Annotated in this window: 13 protein-coding genes; 7 read left to right on the forward strand and 6 right to left on the reverse strand. The window is 40.0% G+C overall.

Features of this window, described 5'->3' with window-relative positions; genetic code table 11:
- The first annotated feature begins 6 nt into the window (after positions 1 to 6).
- Positions 7 to 1,689, forward strand: coding sequence for an amidohydrolase (locus H5087_RS17415; RefSeq protein ID WP_182672840.1), 1,683 nt, complete (start codon positions 7 to 9; stop codon positions 1,687 to 1,689).
- Between the two features lie 55 nt (positions 1,690 to 1,744).
- Here the strand turns inward: H5087_RS17415 and H5087_RS17420 are convergent, their stop codons facing one another.
- Entirely contained in the window at positions 1,745 to 2,584 is an 840-nt protein-coding gene (locus H5087_RS17420; RefSeq protein WP_039485043.1) for an HDOD domain-containing protein, read from the reverse strand.
- Positions 2,585 to 2,880: 296 nt separating this feature from the next.
- On the opposite strand from H5087_RS17420, the gene H5087_RS17425 reads away from it, so the two are divergent.
- Complete coding sequence (locus tag H5087_RS17425; protein WP_182672841.1) at positions 2,881 to 4,581, forward strand: dipeptidyl-peptidase 3 family protein; 1,701 nt, start codon at positions 2,881 to 2,883, stop codon at positions 4,579 to 4,581.
- A gap of 41 nt (positions 4,582 to 4,622) precedes the next feature.
- Here the strand turns inward: H5087_RS17425 and H5087_RS17430 are convergent, their stop codons facing one another.
- On the reverse strand, positions 4,623 to 5,027 hold the full coding sequence (locus H5087_RS17430) for an HIT domain-containing protein (protein WP_182672842.1): 405 nt from the start codon (positions 5,025 to 5,027) through the stop codon (positions 4,623 to 4,625).
- A gap of 111 nt (positions 5,028 to 5,138) precedes the next feature.
- Here H5087_RS17430 and H5087_RS17435 point away from each other — a divergent pair, with 111 nt between their 5' ends.
- Both H5087_RS17435 and H5087_RS17440 read left to right on the forward strand, forming a co-directional pair.
- Positions 5,139 to 7,364: a S9 family peptidase gene (locus tag H5087_RS17435; protein ID WP_182672843.1), complete on the forward strand. Its 2,226-nt coding sequence runs from the start codon at positions 5,139 to 5,141 to the stop codon at positions 7,362 to 7,364.
- Positions 7,365 to 7,506: 142 nt separating this feature from the next.
- Positions 7,507 to 9,144, forward strand: a complete 1,638-nt coding sequence (locus H5087_RS17440) for a methyl-accepting chemotaxis protein (RefSeq protein ID WP_182672844.1) — start codon at positions 7,507 to 7,509, stop codon at positions 9,142 to 9,144.
- A 71-nt stretch (positions 9,145 to 9,215) separates the two neighbouring features.
- Here H5087_RS17440 and H5087_RS17445 read toward each other — a convergent pair whose 3' ends face one another.
- Entirely contained in the window at positions 9,216 to 10,736 is a 1,521-nt protein-coding gene (locus H5087_RS17445; protein ID WP_154903474.1) for a leucyl aminopeptidase family protein, read from the reverse strand.
- Between the two features lie 129 nt (positions 10,737 to 10,865).
- Positions 10,866 to 11,918: a DNA polymerase IV gene (gene dinB / locus H5087_RS17450; protein WP_039485058.1), complete on the reverse strand. Its 1,053-nt coding sequence runs from the start codon at positions 11,916 to 11,918 to the stop codon at positions 10,866 to 10,868.
- A gap of 727 nt (positions 11,919 to 12,645) precedes the next feature.
- On the opposite strand from dinB, the gene H5087_RS17455 reads away from it, so the two are divergent.
- The 3 genes from H5087_RS17455 to H5087_RS17465 all read left to right on the forward strand — a co-directional run bounded on the left by H5087_RS17455 (position 12,646) and on the right by H5087_RS17465 (position 15,185).
- Complete coding sequence (locus tag H5087_RS17455; RefSeq protein ID WP_182672845.1) at positions 12,646 to 13,074, forward strand: thioesterase family protein; 429 nt, start codon at positions 12,646 to 12,648, stop codon at positions 13,072 to 13,074.
- Positions 13,075 to 13,092: 18 nt separating this feature from the next.
- The gene (locus tag H5087_RS17460; protein ID WP_182672846.1) at positions 13,093 to 14,145 is read left to right on the forward strand and encodes an aldo/keto reductase; all 1,053 of its coding nucleotides are present in this window, start codon (positions 13,093 to 13,095) and stop codon (positions 14,143 to 14,145) included.
- Positions 14,146 to 14,261: 116 nt separating this feature from the next.
- On the forward strand, positions 14,262 to 15,185 hold the full coding sequence (locus tag H5087_RS17465) for an ABC transporter substrate-binding protein (RefSeq protein WP_149602191.1): 924 nt from the start codon (positions 14,262 to 14,264) through the stop codon (positions 15,183 to 15,185).
- Here the strand turns inward: H5087_RS17465 and H5087_RS17470 are convergent.
- The gene (locus tag H5087_RS17470; protein ID WP_182672847.1) at positions 15,136 to 15,756 is read right to left on the reverse strand and encodes a fumarylacetoacetate hydrolase family protein; all 621 of its coding nucleotides are present in this window, start codon (positions 15,754 to 15,756) and stop codon (positions 15,136 to 15,138) included. The two genes, H5087_RS17465 and H5087_RS17470, sit on opposite strands and share 50 nt — an antisense overlap.
- Before the next feature lie 332 nt (positions 15,757 to 16,088).
- Complete coding sequence (locus H5087_RS17475) at positions 16,089 to 18,056, reverse strand: hybrid sensor histidine kinase/response regulator (RefSeq protein WP_039485072.1); 1,968 nt, start codon at positions 18,054 to 18,056, stop codon at positions 16,089 to 16,091.
- Positions 18,057 to 18,061: the final 5 nt, after the last annotated feature.

Below are 18,061 nucleotides of genomic sequence, written 5' to 3' on the forward strand. Positions count from 1 at the left end.
GTAACTATGCCGCTCAAAAAAATAATCAAACCACTCATACTAGCCAGCCTTTGCGCTAGTTCTAGTTACACTATTGCACAAACAAAAGTAATTTATAATGCCAACGGTTATACCCCTTTATATCAAGGTGAAGTACAGCAGTTTACTACCCTCGTTATTAAAAATGGCAAGGTAGTAAAACTAGGTAGCGATACACTTAAAGATAGCTACCCAGATGCCAAGCTAATTGACGCGCACGGTAATACCTTATTACCAGGCTTAATTGATGCTCATGGGCACGTTATTGGCCTTGGCGATAATTTATCGCAACTTGATGTACGCGGTGCAAAATCGGTTGATGAAGTAACGAATAAACTAAAAGTATTTGCCGATAACAAACAAGGTTGGATTATAGGGCGAGGTTGGAACCAAGAGCTATGGCCTGATACACGCTTTCCTACGGCTAAAGATTTAGACAAAGTAGTTAACGATCGACCTGTGGTGCTTTCTCGAGTTGATAGCCATGCCATTTGGGTTAATTCAAAAGCGCTCGAACTTGCAGGTATTACCGCCCAAACGAAAGCACCTGAAGGCGGTGAGATAATTAAAGACGAATTTGGCAATCCTACGGGTATTTTTGTAGACAAAGCAGAATCGCTAATTACCCAGCATATGCCAGCCCCTTCAAAACAAGATATAAGTGACTCACTAGATGCAGCTGGTAAACATTTATTAAGTTTAGGCATTACCTCTACTCACGATGCAGGTATTGATAAAACCACATGGGAGGTTTACAAAGAGCGCGGCGACCTTGGTAATTTACCACTGCGTATTGTGGCAATGTTAAGTGGTGCAAGCCCTGATTTAGACACAATGTTAAAGGCAGGCCGGTACCACGACAAAAATGACTTTATGGAAATTCGCAGTGTTAAAGTTTATGCCGATGGCGCACTGGGCTCTCGTGGTGCAGCACTTATTGAAGAATATGCAGACAGACCTGGTCACCATGGTTTAATGCTTGAAACACAAGAGAAACTCGAAGCACTCTTTACACAAAGCTTTAAAAGCGGCTTTAGCGCAAATACTCACGCCATTGGCGACAAAGCAAATAAAGTAGTACTTGATGCCTATCAAAATGTGTTTAAAAAAACGGGCGGTATATTACTGCGAAACCGAATAGAGCACGCCCAAATTGTAACCCCTGATGATATCCCTCGCTTTAAAGCGTTAAAAATAATCCCTTCAATGCAGCCGGTGCATGCCACTTCTGATATGCATATGGCAGAGCAGCGTTTAACTGAAAAACAACTAAGCGGCGCCTACGCGTGGCAAACATTTTTACAGCAAGGTTCGGTGGTTGCTGCGGGCTCTGATTACCCTGTAGAGCTTGCAAATCCATTTGATGGTTTGTATTCAGCCATTACACGCATGGATCATAACAAACTACCGGAAAACGGCTGGCGCGCAAGTGAAGTACTAAGCCGCGAAGATGCATTACGTGCATTTACTCTTGGTGGCGCCTATGCAGCTCATCAAGAATTTAAGGTGGGTAGTTTAGAAAAAGGTAAATGGGCCGACTTTATTTTAATTGATAAAGACTACTTTAAAGTGCCTGTTGAGGAGATATACAAAACAAACGTACTGCAAACATGGGTAGCAGGAATAAAGCGATACGAAAAAACTAAAACAGAAAATACCACCGAAAAATAAAACTAAAAAAGGGTTAACGCAAGTTAACCCTTTTTGGTTGTGTAGGAAGGCACTTTTAGCTAAACATGTTTTTCACATCTTTTAGCATGTCGTTGTACTCATCACTCGTGAATAGCTGCATAGACGGTATAACGCCTTTGTCTATATACGTTTGTAGCGCTGCAGACTTATCAGAAACTTGTAACGTGCCCTCTAAAATAGCCCCTACTCGAATAAAATCCACGTAACTTACTTTTTCAGGTTTGTAACTTGGGTCAGCCCAGCTCTGAGCTACATCAACAAACTCTTTAGGGAATTCCCACGCTTGCATAATAGATGAGCCAACCTTTCCGCTAAGCTTTTGAATTGCATGAGCCAAAAAGCTTGGATTAGCAAATACCTCTGGGTGGCGCTCAGCTTCAGTTAAAATTGGTAATACACCAATATTATAAACAAGTGCGGCTAGTGTAATAGAATCGCGGTTTAGTGACGTGTGCTTACTATTTTTTAAATAAAACTCCATGAGTGATATTGAATGGCTAGCAACGGTTAATGTTTTTTGCCATGCCTTACCCATGTAGCCTTTAATTAGCTCATTATTTGATACAAATAATTGTTCCATAGCCATAGCTGTAGCAATGTTTTTAATTTGACGTAATCCAATACGAGTCACTGCTTGTTGTAAATTAGATACTTTTACAGAACGTCCCATAATCGCACTATTAGCTACTTTTATCATACGAGCTGAAAGCGCTGGATCTTGTGAGATTACATCTGACATTTGGATTAAATTCACATCTGGGTTATCTGCAGCTTGGCGAACCTTAATCGCTACTTCAGGTAGCGTTGGTAAAACCAACGTATCGTTATTTATTCTATCGACTAGAATCGTTAATAAAGCGTTTTCTGTAGACATAAAGCTGCCATCCTTTTGTGTTCAGCCTGTAAAGTAACTGCAAACTCAGGCATTTAATTTTCGTATTAGTAATATAATTAGTATTGTCTAACTTACCGATAAAGTTAAGAAAATTATAGAAGTTTATTTTTATTTATAATGCTTTACCGCTCATGCTTGCCTTACAACGCCAAATACTTGCTATTTACCATTTAGTTTTGCTTTAATGCACTCACAATAAGGAAGCGTTTGTACATACTTAATATTTTAACTAAAGCAGTACAAATTATTAAACTTACTTTTTAACAGGCAATATAATGATCTTAAATAAAATTAGCCAAGCAATTATGCTCTCTGGTGTTGTTTTTCTTAGCGCATGTTCTGAAAAAGCGCCGTCTTCTACCGACAACACAGCCGTAGAGCTTGCTCAAAAAAGCAGTGCACAGTCAGGCCCTAAGCTTATTAATGCAGATAAACAACGTTTAGATATTTACACCGACTTTAGCTTACAAAGTGATTTATCGCACTTAAGCGATAATCAACGAGCAATGGTTGCAAAGCTTATTGACGCTTCAAAAATAATGGATGAGTTATTTTGGAAGCAAGCATTTGGTGAAAATAAAGATGCTTTTTTAGCAAAACTAAACGATGGAAAAGTACGTAAATTTGCTGATATTAACTATGGTCCATGGGATCGTTTAAATGGTGATGAAGCATTTTTATCCAGCTATAAAGAAAAACCTCTTGGCGCACAGTTTTACCCTGCTGATATAACCAAAGAAGAGTTAAACAATGCAGACGTTGAAGACAAAACAGGGCTTTATTCTGTAATTAAGCGTGATGAGCAAGGCAAGCTTTACAGCGTGCCATATTCAAAAGAATACGCTGATGAGCTTGCAAAAGCCGCTGATATTTTACGTGAAGCAAGCAAGCTTGCTGACGATAAAGAATTTGCTAACTATCTAAACTTGCGTGCCGATGCTCTACAAAAAGATGACTTCCAAGTATCTGACTTTGCTTGGATGGATATGAAAAATAACCCAGTAGATGTGGTTATTGGTCCAATTGAAACTTATGAAGATCAATTATTTGGTTACCGCGCAGCTTATGAATCTTACGTACTTATTAAAGATTTAAAATGGAGCGAACGCTTAGCTAAATTTGCAGCATTTTTACCTGAGCTTCAAAAAGGCTTACCTGTAGATGCTAAGTACAAACAAGAAGTACCAGGCTCTGACGCCGACCTAAATGCATATGATGTTGTTTACTACGCTGGGCATTCAAACGCGGGTAGTAAAACAATTGCAATTAACTTACCAAACGATGAGCAAGTACAGCTCGAAAAAGGAACTCGTCGTCTGCAACTTAAAAACGCAATGCGTGCTAAATTTGATAAAATTTTAGTGCCAATTTCAGAGCAGTTAATTGTACCAGAGCAGCGTAAACACATTACTTTTGATGCATTTTTTGCCAATACGATGTTCCATGAAGTGGCGCATGGTTTAGGTATTAAAAATACAATTACTGGTAAAGGTACTGTTCGTCAATCATTACAAGAACACGCAAGTGCCCTTGAAGAAGGTAAAGCCGATATTTTAGGTCTATACATGATTGAACAGTTACTTAAAAAAGGCGAAATAACTGAAGGCACTATTGAAGATTATTACACGACCTTCATGGCTGGTATATTCCGCTCAGTTCGTTTTGGCGCATCAAGCGCGCATGGTAAAGCAAATATGATCCGCTTTAACTTTTTTGCTCAAGAAGGTGCTTTTTCTAAAAATGAAGAAGGCTTATACCGCGTTAATATGGAAAAAATGAGCATTGCAATGGCCAAGCTTTCTCGCTTAATTTTAACCTTACAAGGTGATGGCGATTACGAAAAAGTAGATCAACTAATTGCAACGCATGGCGACATTAAAGAAGAACTTGCTAAAGACTTAGAAAAACTAAGTAAAGCTAATATCCCTGTAGATGTAACATTTAAGCAAGGTAAGGAAATACTAGGGCTTAAATAAGTTTAGTTAAACTTAGTTAAACCCTAAAAAAGCGTTGCAGCTTATAAATGCAGCGCTTTTTTTAGCTCTGTGATTTGTACATCTGTATACGGCACTGCTGGGTGTTTACCCCATATTGGCGCAGGCCATGCAGCATCACTCGTAAAACGCGCAATATGATGAATATGCAATTGCGGCACCATATTACCTAAAGCCGCTATGTTTAATTTATCAGGTTTAAATACATCCATTAATAATTTACTTAGCTTGGCTGACTCTTTTAAATAAACAATTTGATCATCCTCAGATAAATCAATTATCTCTTTTAAGTTAGCCTGCCTAGGCACTAATACAAACCACGGATACAAGCTGTCGTTCAATAAAAGTACTTTACACAATGGCCAATCGGCAAGTTCTATACAGTCGCGTTTAAGTTCTGGCGCTAGTTTAAATTCAGGGTGAGTCATTGCTATGTCCTACTTTGTCTTTGATAATCGCCACTTTATAGCATTTAGTTGCAGTTGCACACGCTTGGCTTTACCATCAAAGCAATATTTATAATAAGCTAAGGCAACCTTGTGCTAAAAAAAATAAAACACCTCTCACTAGCTATACCGTTAATGGTTGGCGCTATTAGTGTTCAAGCAAAACCTTTATCGCTGGAGCGAATTTTTGACGATCCGAGCCTTTCTGGTAAATCACCTGTACAACTTAAATTTTCGCCTGACGGCAGCCGTGTAACTTACCTACAAGGCAAAAGCGATGACTACAACCGCTACGATTTATGGGAATACAATCTAAAAGATAACACCAACCGTGTGCTAGTTGATTCGGCAAAGTTATTTTCAGGCCCAGAAAACCTATCAGATGAAGAAAAAGCACGCCGCGAACGCCAACGTATTTTTGGTAAAGGCATACTTGAATACAAATGGTCTAAAGATGGCAAAGCACTTTTATTCCCACTCAATGGTGACCTTTATTATTACGATTTAGCCTCAGCTAAAAGTAAAAAACTAACCGACACTGAAGCATTTGAAACCGATGCACGCTTTTCACCTAAAGGTAACTACGTATCGTTTATTCGAGAGCAAAACCTTTATGCTTTAGAGCTTGAATCAGGTAAAGAGATTCAGCTTAGTAAAGATGGCGGCGGCGTAATTAAAAACGGCATGGCCGAATTTGTTGCTCAAGAAGAAATGAGCCGCATGACAGGTTACTGGTGGTCAGGTGATGAAACTAAAATTGCCTATACCCGCGTTGACGAAACCCCAGTAAAAGAAGCTATCCGTAATGAAATTTACGCTGACGAAGTTAAATTATTTAACCAGCGCTACCCGTTTACAGGTACCGATAACGTAAAAATTCAACTTGGTGTGGTTAAGCTAAACGACCAAAAAGTAGATTGGATTGATTTAGGTAAAAATGAAGACATTTACATTGCACGCGCTAAGTGGCTAAAAGACGGCAATACACTGTCGTACCAATGGCAAAATCGCTCGCAACATAAATTAGAGCTGCGTTTTTATAACAGCGAAACTAAAGCCCAAAAAGTAGCGCTGACCGAAAACAGCGAAACGTGGATAAACCTACATTTTGATCTTGAGTTTTTAAAAGACAAAAAACATTTTGTATGGGCATCTGAGCGCGACGGCTTTAAACATTTATATCTGTATCGCACAAACGGTCAACTTGTTCGTCAAATCACCTCAGGTGATTGGGCTGTTGATAGCTTAAAAGGTATTGATGAGAAAAAAGGCATTGTTTACTTTGCCGGTCGAAAAGATACACCGCTTGAAAGCCATTTATACAGTGCGCCTTTATTTAAAAAAGGCGATGCCAAACGTATCACCGAAAAAGGTCAGTACCACAATGTTGTGCTAGCAAAGGACAGCAAAACCTTTATCGATAATAGCTCGTCTGATAATAAACCAAACTCAGCAGCACTTCGTAAAGTAAACGGCGAATTTATTACCTGGCTTGAAGAAAATAAGCTAGATAGTAACCACCCGCTTACTCCTTATTTAAGCGACTTAACAAAACCAGAATACGGCACAATTAAAGCCGAAGATGGTCAAGTTATGCATTACCGTTTATTTAAGCCTAGCACTATTGCTGATGGCAAAAAGCACCCCGTTATTGTTAACGTATACGGCGGCCCGCATGCCCAACGAGTAACGAATAGCTGGCGCAGTAAAAACTTGTACTTTCAGTACATGGCGCAACAAGGTTATGTAATTTTTCAACTGGATAACCGTGGTTCGTACAACCGTGGTAAAAAGTTTGAAGATGCTATTTATAAACATTTAGGTGTGGTTGAAGTTGCCGATCAAATTAAAGGCGTAGAGTTTTTACGTACACTTGATTACGTTGATCCACAACGCATCGGTGTTTATGGCCACAGCTACGGCGGCTACATGGCGCTTATGACTATGTTTAAAGCGGGCGATTACTTTCAAGCCGGCGTATCAGGTGCTCCAGTAACCGATTGGGCTCTATACGATACACATTACACAGAGCGTTATTTAGGTCACCCCGATACAAATGCTAAAGGCTATGAAGACAGCGCAGTATTTCCATATGCTGATGGCTTAAAAGGCCCATTAATGATTTACCATGGAATGGCTGATGACAACGTATTGTTTACGCATTCAACTAAGTTGTTTAAACAACTGCAAGATAACGAAAAACAGTTTGAAATGATGACCTACCCAGGCTCTAAGCACAGCCTACGCGGTAAACAAGTGCAAACACACTTACATCAAACAATTACAAACTTCTTTAATCGCCATTTTGACGTTAAATAAGCAAGTAAAGTAATAACAGACTAAAGGCTGATTGATAAATCAGCCTTTTTTTTGCATTAATAGGCGTTAAGCCTAGATTAAACTCTTTTTTTAGCTACGCTTATTCTATGCGCTAAAGCGCACACTTTTTGAGGATAAATGTATGCCTAATCTACGAAGTCTTAGTATAACCCAGCGTTTTTCACTGTTAATAGCCATCGTTGTATTTGGACTAATAATACTTAGTATATCGAGCCTAACTCACCAATATAGTTCGCTAAAAGACGAGCAATACATAAAAACACAAAATGTAGTAGAAACGGCGTACAGTATAATCGAACACTATTATGCGCTTGAACAAGATAACACTCTCACTCAACAACAAGCTCAATCACAAGCACTTAATGCAATAAAAGCACTGCGCTACGACAAAACCAATTACTTTTGGATTAACAATTACCAGCCAACAATGGTTATGCACCCTATAAAACCTGCGCTTGATGGAAAAGATTTAACTAATAACAAGGACCCTGACGGCAAAGCATTGTTTGTTGATATGGTAAATATAGTTAAACGCTCTGGCGAAGGATTTATCCCTTATAAATGGCCAAAACCAGGTAAAGATAAACCGGTTGAAAAAATCGCATTTGTTAAAGGTTTTAATCAATGGCAGTGGATTATTGGCTCGGGTGTTTACCTTGATTCAATTGACGAAGCATTTAGCGAGCAACGTAACCTTATAGTCATCAGTGCAATAATTATGATTATTGCTGTTATTTTACTTAGTTACTTTATAGGTAAGAGTATTTTAATACCGACTCGCTTAGCGGCCGATATGATGAAAGACATTTCTCAAGGCGAAGGCGATTTAACCCGTAAATTAAATGAATCCGGTAATGATGAAATATCTGAACTATCACGTTCATTTAATTTATTTGCTCTAAAAATGCGAGAGTCACTTGTTCATGTAGCACAAAGTGCAAACGATGTAAGCGAACATGCGCATACAGTTGACGACTCAAGTAGAACAAGCCACTCATTTATTGAGCTTCAAAACGATAGTTCAACCCAAGTTGCAGCTGCCATGGAGCAAATGACTCACCAAATACACGATGTGAGCCGTAACGCTGAAGCCGCAGAGCAAGCAGCTAAGGATGCAGCACAAAATGCATCAACGGGTAAAAATGTGGTTGCGCAAACAATTACAGCAATAGAAACACTCTCAAGCAACATTGAAACAGTCAGCCGTGTAACAGAAGATTTAGCCAACGAGAGCCATAATATAGGCTCTGTGCTTGATGTAATAAGAAGCATATCAGAACAGACAAACTTACTGGCATTAAACGCTGCCATTGAAGCTGCTCGCGCAGGAGAGCATGGTCGAGGATTTGCTGTTGTTGCTGATGAAGTAAGAACATTGGCCAGTCGTACAGGGCAAAGTACTGACGAAATTCAAACCATGATCACTAAACTACAAGAAGGTGCAAAAGCAGCAGTAGAAGCAGTTAAATCAAGCCAAGCACTTTCAGTTTCTACTGTAGAGCAGGCGTCATCAGCCAATACTTCACTTAATGAAATAGAACGACTTGTTTCAATTATTACCGAAATGAACAGCCAAATAGCACGTGCCACAGAGCAACAAACGCAAGCTGCCGACGAGGTTAATTTGCGTATAAATGAGCTATCTCAATCAACTGAGCAATCATTAAATAATACTAAGCAGCTTACCGATGCCAGTGATAATCTCAAACAAAGTAGCGAAGGTCTTTCGAGCGTAGTTAATCGTTTTAAATTAGATTAATCGATAGCGTTCTCATAAAATGCAAAAGCCCTGAATTAACAGGGCTTTTTTATTACATGTAAGTTTTTAGCTTACAAACAATAACGTGCAAACAAGCTCGTTACTGATGCAGCTGTTGGCTTACCATGCTGCCAATCACCGCCTTCAACACCGCTACCTGCTATATCCATATGAACATAAGGTAGAGGCTGTGCAGAGTCATTACCGTGCTTATCAAGCCCACCAACAATAGCCATAAACGCCATAGGGAACTGATGTCCACGAGCAGTAACGGCAGATGCTGCGTTATTGCTAGATAAAACATCGTCAGCTAGCGTACGTGGTTTAATAAAGTCGTAGTCTTCACGGCGTGAACGCGATACTTCAGCGCCATCGGCCCACAAATCTCCAAGGTCAGCTATTTGACGTGAGACACCAGCACTACGAGCTGGACCATTTTCAACATACGCACCGTAAGGACCCATTGCACGTGCCGCATGACCCGTTAATGTAGCAACAGTAAACAGCGTTGGGTTAATCTCACCTTTAGCTAAATCTTTCATTTCGCTAAGCAGGTCGCCCATTGCTAAACGCCCTTCTGCATCGGTATTACCAATACGTACACGAACACCTTCACGGCTAGTAATAATTTCATCTGGCACAAAACAATCTGAGCCAATAGAGTTGCGAACAACAGCTAAGTACGATACCACTTTAACGCCTTTAGGCTGATAATCAGCAACGGCTTTCATAAAGCCCGCAACAGAAGCTGCGCCGCCTTTATCACGACTCATGCCTGCCATATGGCCGCCTACTTTTAAATCTGCACCGCCTGTATCGTATACAAGGCCCTTACCTACAAACATAAGTGTGCGAGTAATTTCGCCCTCTGGTACATATTCAAGCTTAACAACACGTGGGTGATGGCGCTCAACTGCATACGATGCGCGAGCAACAGTACTTAGCATTGGGTAGTTTTTATCAATAGCTGCAATATCATCAATTACGTCAACTGCAATGTTTGAGCCTTTAAACAATTCAACGCAGTAATCAGCAAAACGTGGGGGAGCCATACGCTCAGGTTCAGTGCCACACAGGTCACGCGCTGCATATTGGCCAGCTGCAATTGCATTAACAGCTTTAATAGTTTGCTCGCTTGCGCCAACTAAACCAATCTGTGTAATTGGTTCAATGCTTTCACCGTGATATTCACGCGCTTCTAATGGCTGCCATAAGGCTTGGCAAGCGCCTAAATAAGCAACTTCTAAAGCATGCTGATAACGGCTATCGCCATTTAAATTTGTTAAAAATAATGCAGGGTTAACACTGCCCGACGCTTTTGCTTCGTTAATTGCTAATTTAGCAGCATCAAAATAACGACGCACGTCGTCGTAATCTCTATTTAACGGACCGGTTGGCGCAAGTACAACGCGCTTGTTTTCAATTACTAATAAAGTAACTTGCTTACCGATGCGAGAATCTACGTTTGCTTGAGCTAAAATAGCATCACGTAATGAGTTATTTGGTAACTGAGAAAAGTCATTACTAATAATAATAAGCGCATCATGAGATGTGCATTCAAGGCTTGCACTAACCGCTTGAGGGTATGCCATAAATAAGGTCCTGTTAGAAAACATAAGCCCCTATTATCGTCGATTTAAATATTGAAGACCAGTAAGGAGCGATGAGCTAAACACATAACCTATCAATAAATGGCAACTTGGAGTTACAGGCTTTACAGCTTAATCGAGAATACTAAGTTGGAAGTTTTGCTCTGGTTCGTTTTTAATGCCAACGCCTATGCCAAGTAATCTTACAGGCTGTTGTAGCCCACGCTGGTAAGCCTTAGTAAGTAGTTGAACAAATATTTCTGTATTTAGCTCGTGATATACCTGATCGGCTGAGGTCACTACAAAATTTGCAAACTTCACCTTAACACTCAATTTATTAATACGGTTTTGTAACTGCTGTTTATTTAGCCTTAAAACTAATTCCTCTAACAATCTTGGCAGCTCATCTAAGCACTCTTGCAAACTTGTTTTGTTGTACTCGTAGGTATGTTCAACACTCAGCGATTTTCTTATACGATCTGTGGATACTTTACCAACATACTCACCTGCACATTTTTGATAAAGCGAAACACCAAAATTACCCACATGTTGCTGCATCCAGTTAACGCCTTTTTCACGTACATCCTTGCCAGTATATAAGCCTTTTAAATTTAGCTTTTCGAGCGTTACTTTGCCCACTCCTGGAATTTTCCCCAGCGGTAATTGCGCTAAAAAGTCATCAACCTCATCAGGCAAAACGACAAATTGACCATTCGGTTTGTTTTCGTCACTGGCTATTTTGGCAATAAATTTAATCGGTGCAATACCTGCTGATGCAGTGAGCCCTGTAGCATTGTAAATATCGGCTCTTATTTGCTGTGCAATAAGTGTGGCACTGCCTTTACATGCGGTGCTGTCTGTTACATCTAGATAGGCTTCGTCTAAAGAAAGGGGTTCAATTAAGTCTGTGTAGCGGCTAAATACTTCACGTATTTGGTTTGAAGCTTCTTTGTATACAGCCATGCGCCCTGGGACAATAACTAAATCGGGGCATAATTGTTTAGCATGATAGTTCGACATAGCCGATCGTACGCCATACTCTCTAGCTATATAGTTAGCGGTTGAGAGCACGCCTCGTCGGCTATTGCCTCCAATAGCAAGCGGTACACATGCAAGTTTTGGATTATCTCGCATTTCTACTGCTGCATAAAAGCAATCCATGTCTATGTGAATAAACTTTTTCATCACCACAATAATAACTGGTTATTTATACAGTCATTATTATAGAATCAAATGTGATAAGCAAGCCTAGGGCCTGTTTATCTTTCGAGGTTAAATTTGCAGCAGTATGTTTGGTATTTAGGCAAGGCAGAGCCTATGTAGTGTGGTTATTCCCCATAAATAGGCGATAACGTAGCACAAATGCCAAACATACGCTGCCCGAAGGGTTCTGCCTAGGGGCAATTTACTCTTTGTTGCCTACATGGATGTAGGTAAGGGGCGTGAGCAGGACGCGGAAGCTTTGCTCGGTTTTTACTTAGCCCACTAGGTCACAAACCTCGCGCCGCGATTAAATAGCCCCTAGATTGAACAAATTTTAATCCTGAAAGGTCTACAGGCCCTAGTTAACGATTAAAAAAAGTGTTTATTGTCCTCTGACCTCTTATAACCACGTAGCCAATACATAACCTCAAATAAAAATCCTGCCAACATTAAAATGATAGCGCCAGATTCATTCCCCATCGCGTAACAGGTAAAAGAGGCTATAAAAACCAAACAAGCTAAGGACCAATTAATTATATTCTGCATATTTTTACCTTTGTGTGTGTTTTTGTGTGTCTGTGTAATTTAACTGTAGACCTAAAATTAAACAGGTACAATCATCTTATAAAAAAACATGCCATTAATTATCTTGAGCTCGTAACCCCATGTTGATAATCTAAGTACTTTAAAAATCAAGGGCCAATAAATAATGCAAACGTTTAAAGATCAGCACCCTATTCATACCGATATCACCATAGCATGGGCTGATATGGATGCGCTACAACACGTAAATAATGTAGTGTATTTACGTTACTTTGAAATAGCCCGAATCGACTTTTTAAATAAAATAAACCTGTTCGACACAATAAGCCCAAATGGTGTGGGCCCGGTAATAAGCGAAAATAACGTTCGCTATAAACGTCCAGTAACTTTTCCCGACACACTCACTGTAGGCGTTACAATTACAGATCTTAAAACAGATCGCTTTACCATGAACTACACCGTTTACAGCCATGCACAAAAAGCAATAACGACTACGGGTGCATCTAAAGTTGTAATGTTTGATTTTACTACAGGGCAAAAAGCCCCAATCTCCGAGCCTCTTTTATCGGCTTTAATCAGCCATGCTCAAAACTAATTTAGTTAAGGAATTTTTATGCAATACAACCCACTAGGTAGCAGTGGCGTAAACGTATCTCGAGTGTGCCTAGGGAGTATGACATGGGGTAAACAAAATACTCAAAGCGACGCTGATGAACAAATAGCCTACGCGCTAGCGCAAGGCGTAAACTTTATTGATACAGCCGAAATGTATGCTGTACCTCCTTCGCCAGAGACCTATGGTAAAACCGAGGAAATTATTGGCAATTGGCTATCGCGTAATCAGCAAAAGCGCAGCGATGTGGTACTAGCTACAAAAATTGCAGGCAATGGATTATCGTGGGTACGTGATGGCGGCAATATTACTCGCCAAACAGTAATAGAAGCCGTGGATGATTCACTTAAGCGACTTCAAACAGACTACATTGATTTATATCAACTACATTGGCCAAACCGCTCTACCCCTCACTTTGGCAGACAATGGCCCGGCACTCTTAAATTTACCGACGTAAATACACAAGAGCAGCAAGCTAGTATGCTTGATATTCTAGAAGGCCTTAATGAATGTGTTAAAGCAGGTAAAATTAAGCACTGCGGTTTATCTGACGATACGCCATGGGGTATAAGCCAGTTTTTAAGTTTGGCCAAAGAGCATAACTTACCGCGAATGGTATCTATTCAAAATGAGTTTAGCTTAGCGCACGCTAAAGACTGGCCGTATTTAATAGAACAATGTGTACACGAAGATATTGCCTACTTACCGTGGTCGCCTTTAGCAGCCGGTTTATTAACGGGTAAATATCTAAATGGAGCTCGCCCTGAAGGCTCTCGTTGGACCTTCATGCAGCGTAACGGTATTTTTAGAGATACACCCAATGCAGAGCAAGCAACTAAGCAGTATGTTGAGCTGGCTCATGCAAACAATATTACTCCAGCACAACTAGCCTTAGCATGGTGTAACCAAGTAGATGGCGTAACTTCTTCAATTATTGGGGCAACATCTATAGCTCAATTAAAGGAAGATATAGACGCATTTAGCATAACGCTAAACGACGAAATTCTTAGTGAGGTTAACACCATATTTAGAAACCATCCGATGCCTTATTAAGCATGTATGAGTTAAAAGCGGCCTTGAATGAGGTTGCTTTTAACTAAAATATTTGACCCTACTACAACCAACACTATACTTTTATTAAGTTTTCTTAATTCAACGAACACTTATCAATGCTGAAAAACGGATACTATGCATTTTGCTTATTAATTGTATTTAACGCGCACGCCGTTGAGCAAAAAGTACAGCCTCTAGAAGAAATTATTTGGCTGCAAAGTTACACGCCCCCTTTTCATATAGCTAAAAGCGAAAGCGCACCACAAGGCGGAATTTGCGACAACCTAACCGAGCAACTCATCAGAACCATAACTGATGTAAAACATACTCGCTTAATTGTTCCTCAGCAGCGTATAAATAAATATTTAAATGAAGGAAAAAACGTATGCTTCCCGTGTGTTATTTATAAAAAAAATAATAACCAACAACTTAACTACTCAAATCCAACAACGGTATATCCCCCATTTTCAATTATCACGACTAAAGAGCTAAAGCCGCAATTAGAAGAAAAGCACGGCTCGCCTATTCACCTTATTAATTTATTAACCGACCCGCAATATGTATACGGGCAAGCGGCTGCACGTAAATTTACAACTAAAATTAATACAATTATTGAAAATACAAAACGAGATAAAGAGTCTTCGTTAAGTTGGAGTAGCGAAAATGAAAGTCAGGCTGTTATAGCACGCTTGAGTCACGGCTTTTTAGACTACTCTATTGATTACCCGTTTATGGCAGATTACTTTAATAAACAAGGGGAGTATACGAATATAGAAAGTGTGCCAATTGCAGAAAATGACATTCAATTTATAAGAGGAGCAATAGGCTGTGCGGCTAAAGCACCTAATAATTTTGCAGAGCAAGCCCTTAAAAAAATTAACCGCGCATTAAAAAATAATGTACTTCAATCGCCTGAGTATCAACAAAGTCAGCATAATTGGCTTAAAACCACCTTTACTGACTTTGATAAACACTACCAACAGCAAGTCATTAATTTTTACTTACTTGCCACTGATGCTCAAGCAAACACTGATCATTAGCATAAAGCGCCACTGCAAAAATACTTTTAGCTGTTACCTCACCTACGCCCGACGGTGTACCTGTCATTATTACATCACCGTCTTCTAAGCTCATAAATTCACTAATTTCTTGTAAAATTGAGTCAGGGTTGTGCAGCATAAAATGAGTATCACCTCGCTGAATCACTTCATTATTAATTCTAAGTTCAAAGGTAAAGTGCTTCATTGCATCAGTTAGCGCTACAAAATCAGTTAAAATTACAGAGCCGTCGAACGCTTTAGCGCGCTCCCATGGAAGCCCTTTATTTTTTAATTTACTTTGCACAGTACGCTTAGTTAAATCAAGGCCGAGTCCCACACCTGCAAATTTTTTATCTTTAACTACAAAACATAGCTCGGTTTCATAATGCAGCGTATCGCCGTTGTGAGCTGCAAATAACGTATTAGTAATTGCGCTATTTGGCTTATTAAATAAAACCATTTGATCTGGCGTTTCGTTATTTAGCTCTGCAATGTGTGCGGTATAATTACGACCAACACACACTACTTTTGATGGTGTTAATTCTTCAGATACTAACTTTATTGAATGCATATAAATAATGTCTCAGTTATTGGACCTGTTAACCTTTCAGGATTAAAATTCGTTCAATCTAGGGGCTATTTAATCGCGGCGCGAGGTTTGTAACCTAGTGGGCTCGATAACTGATCCTGCGTTATTCTACTGACTTACATCCCTGTAAGAATAAGTAAAAACCGAGCAACAAAGAGTAAATAGCCCCTAGGCAGAACCCTTCGGGCAGCGCATGTTTGGCATTTGTGCTACGTTATCGCCTATTTATGGGGAATAACCACACTACATAGGCTCTGCCTTGCCTAAATACCAAACAAACTGCTGTAAATTCAACCTCGAAAGATAGACAGGCCCTAGCTAATAAGCGTTTCAAGTAAGCTCAAATTAATAGGTTTAAGTAAAACTCGGTCAATATTTAAATCTTTTATTTCTCTTGGATCAGGCTCTGCTCCACTTACAATCACTAAACGTAATTCAGGGTATCGTTCATTAATTTGCTGGCCTAAGTCAACGCCACGACCATCAGGTAAATGCATATCTAACAATACCTTATTAAATTGCTGGTCATGATTAAGTATTTGCAAACATTGTGCGCAGCTAGACGCAATGACGGTTTCAACGCCTAAACTTTCTAAAAGTAGTTGCGTAATTTGCGCTGCATCATGATCGTCTTCCACAAGTAAAAAGCGCTGCTTTTTCTCGGTTAAGCCATTACTACAATTTATATCTTTAGCTTGCGGTGCATGCTCTGGCGCTACCAAGTAATCTTGCAAACATTGATATAAAGCCGCGCTATCAACAGGCTTTGGTATTACATCGTTAAAACCAAGTGCAGCAAGCTCCTCATGTATTCCTTTCATCGTAGCGGCAGTGAGCGCAATTATTGGGCCTTTGTAGCCCATTTTTCTAAGCTCTATGGTAGCTTCCTTGCCGCCCATTACAGGCATATGAATATCAATAAAAATAATATCGTAAGGCGCTTTATACGCATCTGCTATGCGTACTTTTTCAAGTGCTTGCTGGCCATGTTCGGCATAATCTACGCGCGCACCACAGGTACTGATCATATGACCAACTAGCATGCGTAAATCACGTAAATCATCAACCACTAATACTCGCCCATGCACTTTGCATGGAGCCGATTTACTTTGTAATTGTGGGGCACTACTAAAATTAAGTACTTGTCGTTCTACTTCGCTAATATCACCTGGATATACCGAAATCGTAAATGTAGAACCTTTGCCTATTTCAGAGTGCAAACTAATATCACCGTGCATACGCGCTAACAATTCAGCACATATTGCCAAACCTAAGCCTGCGCCACCTACAGAGCGTGATTCTACATCGGCTATCTGTTCAAATGGCTTAAATATGAGTTCTTGTTTTTCAGGGGCAATGCCCATACCTGAATCTTTAATGCTAAAAAATAGCATTTCGCGATCATCAACCCATTGCGTCCACGCATTAACAACAATTTCGCCTTTATCGGTAAATTTAACCGCATTGTTTATTAGATTTATTAAAATTTGACGAACTCTTGTTGCATCCAGTCGTGCAACCAAAGGTAATGGCTGATGTGATTCAAAGCGCAGCGTAAGGCCCTTATCAAGCACCGATACGCGCATTAGCGTGTATACATCGGCAAGCATGCTATCAAGGTTAACTTCGCTTAGGGTAAGTTCCAGTTTATCGGCAGCTATTTTAGATAAGTCGAGCACGTCGTTTAACAAGCTCAATAAGTGTTTACCATTTCGATAAATAACACCCAATTCATTTTCAGCTTGCTGACTAAAATCGCTCTGCATTAACAGTTCGGTGTAGCCTAAAATAGACGATAGAGGAGTACGTAACTCATGGCTCAAATGAGCTAAAAATCGATCTTTTGAACGGTTTTCGGCTTCAGCTTTTAAGCGCTCTACTCTCTCGCCTTCAACATCTTTACGTGCCAAAGCATAACGAATAGCACGCGCAAAGCGGCTCGAACTCATTTCTGTTTTAATTAAGTAATCTACTGCACCGGCATCAAGCGCCGCCGAGTCTAACTCGTCGTTTGACTGCCCGGTAAGCATAATAATCGGTCCGCTAAAGCCATTGGCAATTGCTTCTTTTAATACATCTAAACCATTCGATGCACCCAAGCGGTAATCAAGCAGGCAAATGTCGTGCTCATTTTTACTAAGCGTTGCAATTGCCTGCTCTGGGGAGCTTATCCATTGAATGTTAAACGTGTGTGAATCCAATTGGTCCAGATAGTCGCAGGTGAGTATGTAATCATCTTCATCGTCTTCTACAAGCAGCAACTGAGTCACTTTATCTAACATACAAT

This window comes from Pseudoalteromonas sp. SR43-7 (assembly GCF_014163785.1).
In the GTDB taxonomy this organism is placed as follows: Bacteria; Pseudomonadota; Gammaproteobacteria; order Enterobacterales; family Alteromonadaceae; genus Pseudoalteromonas; species Pseudoalteromonas distincta.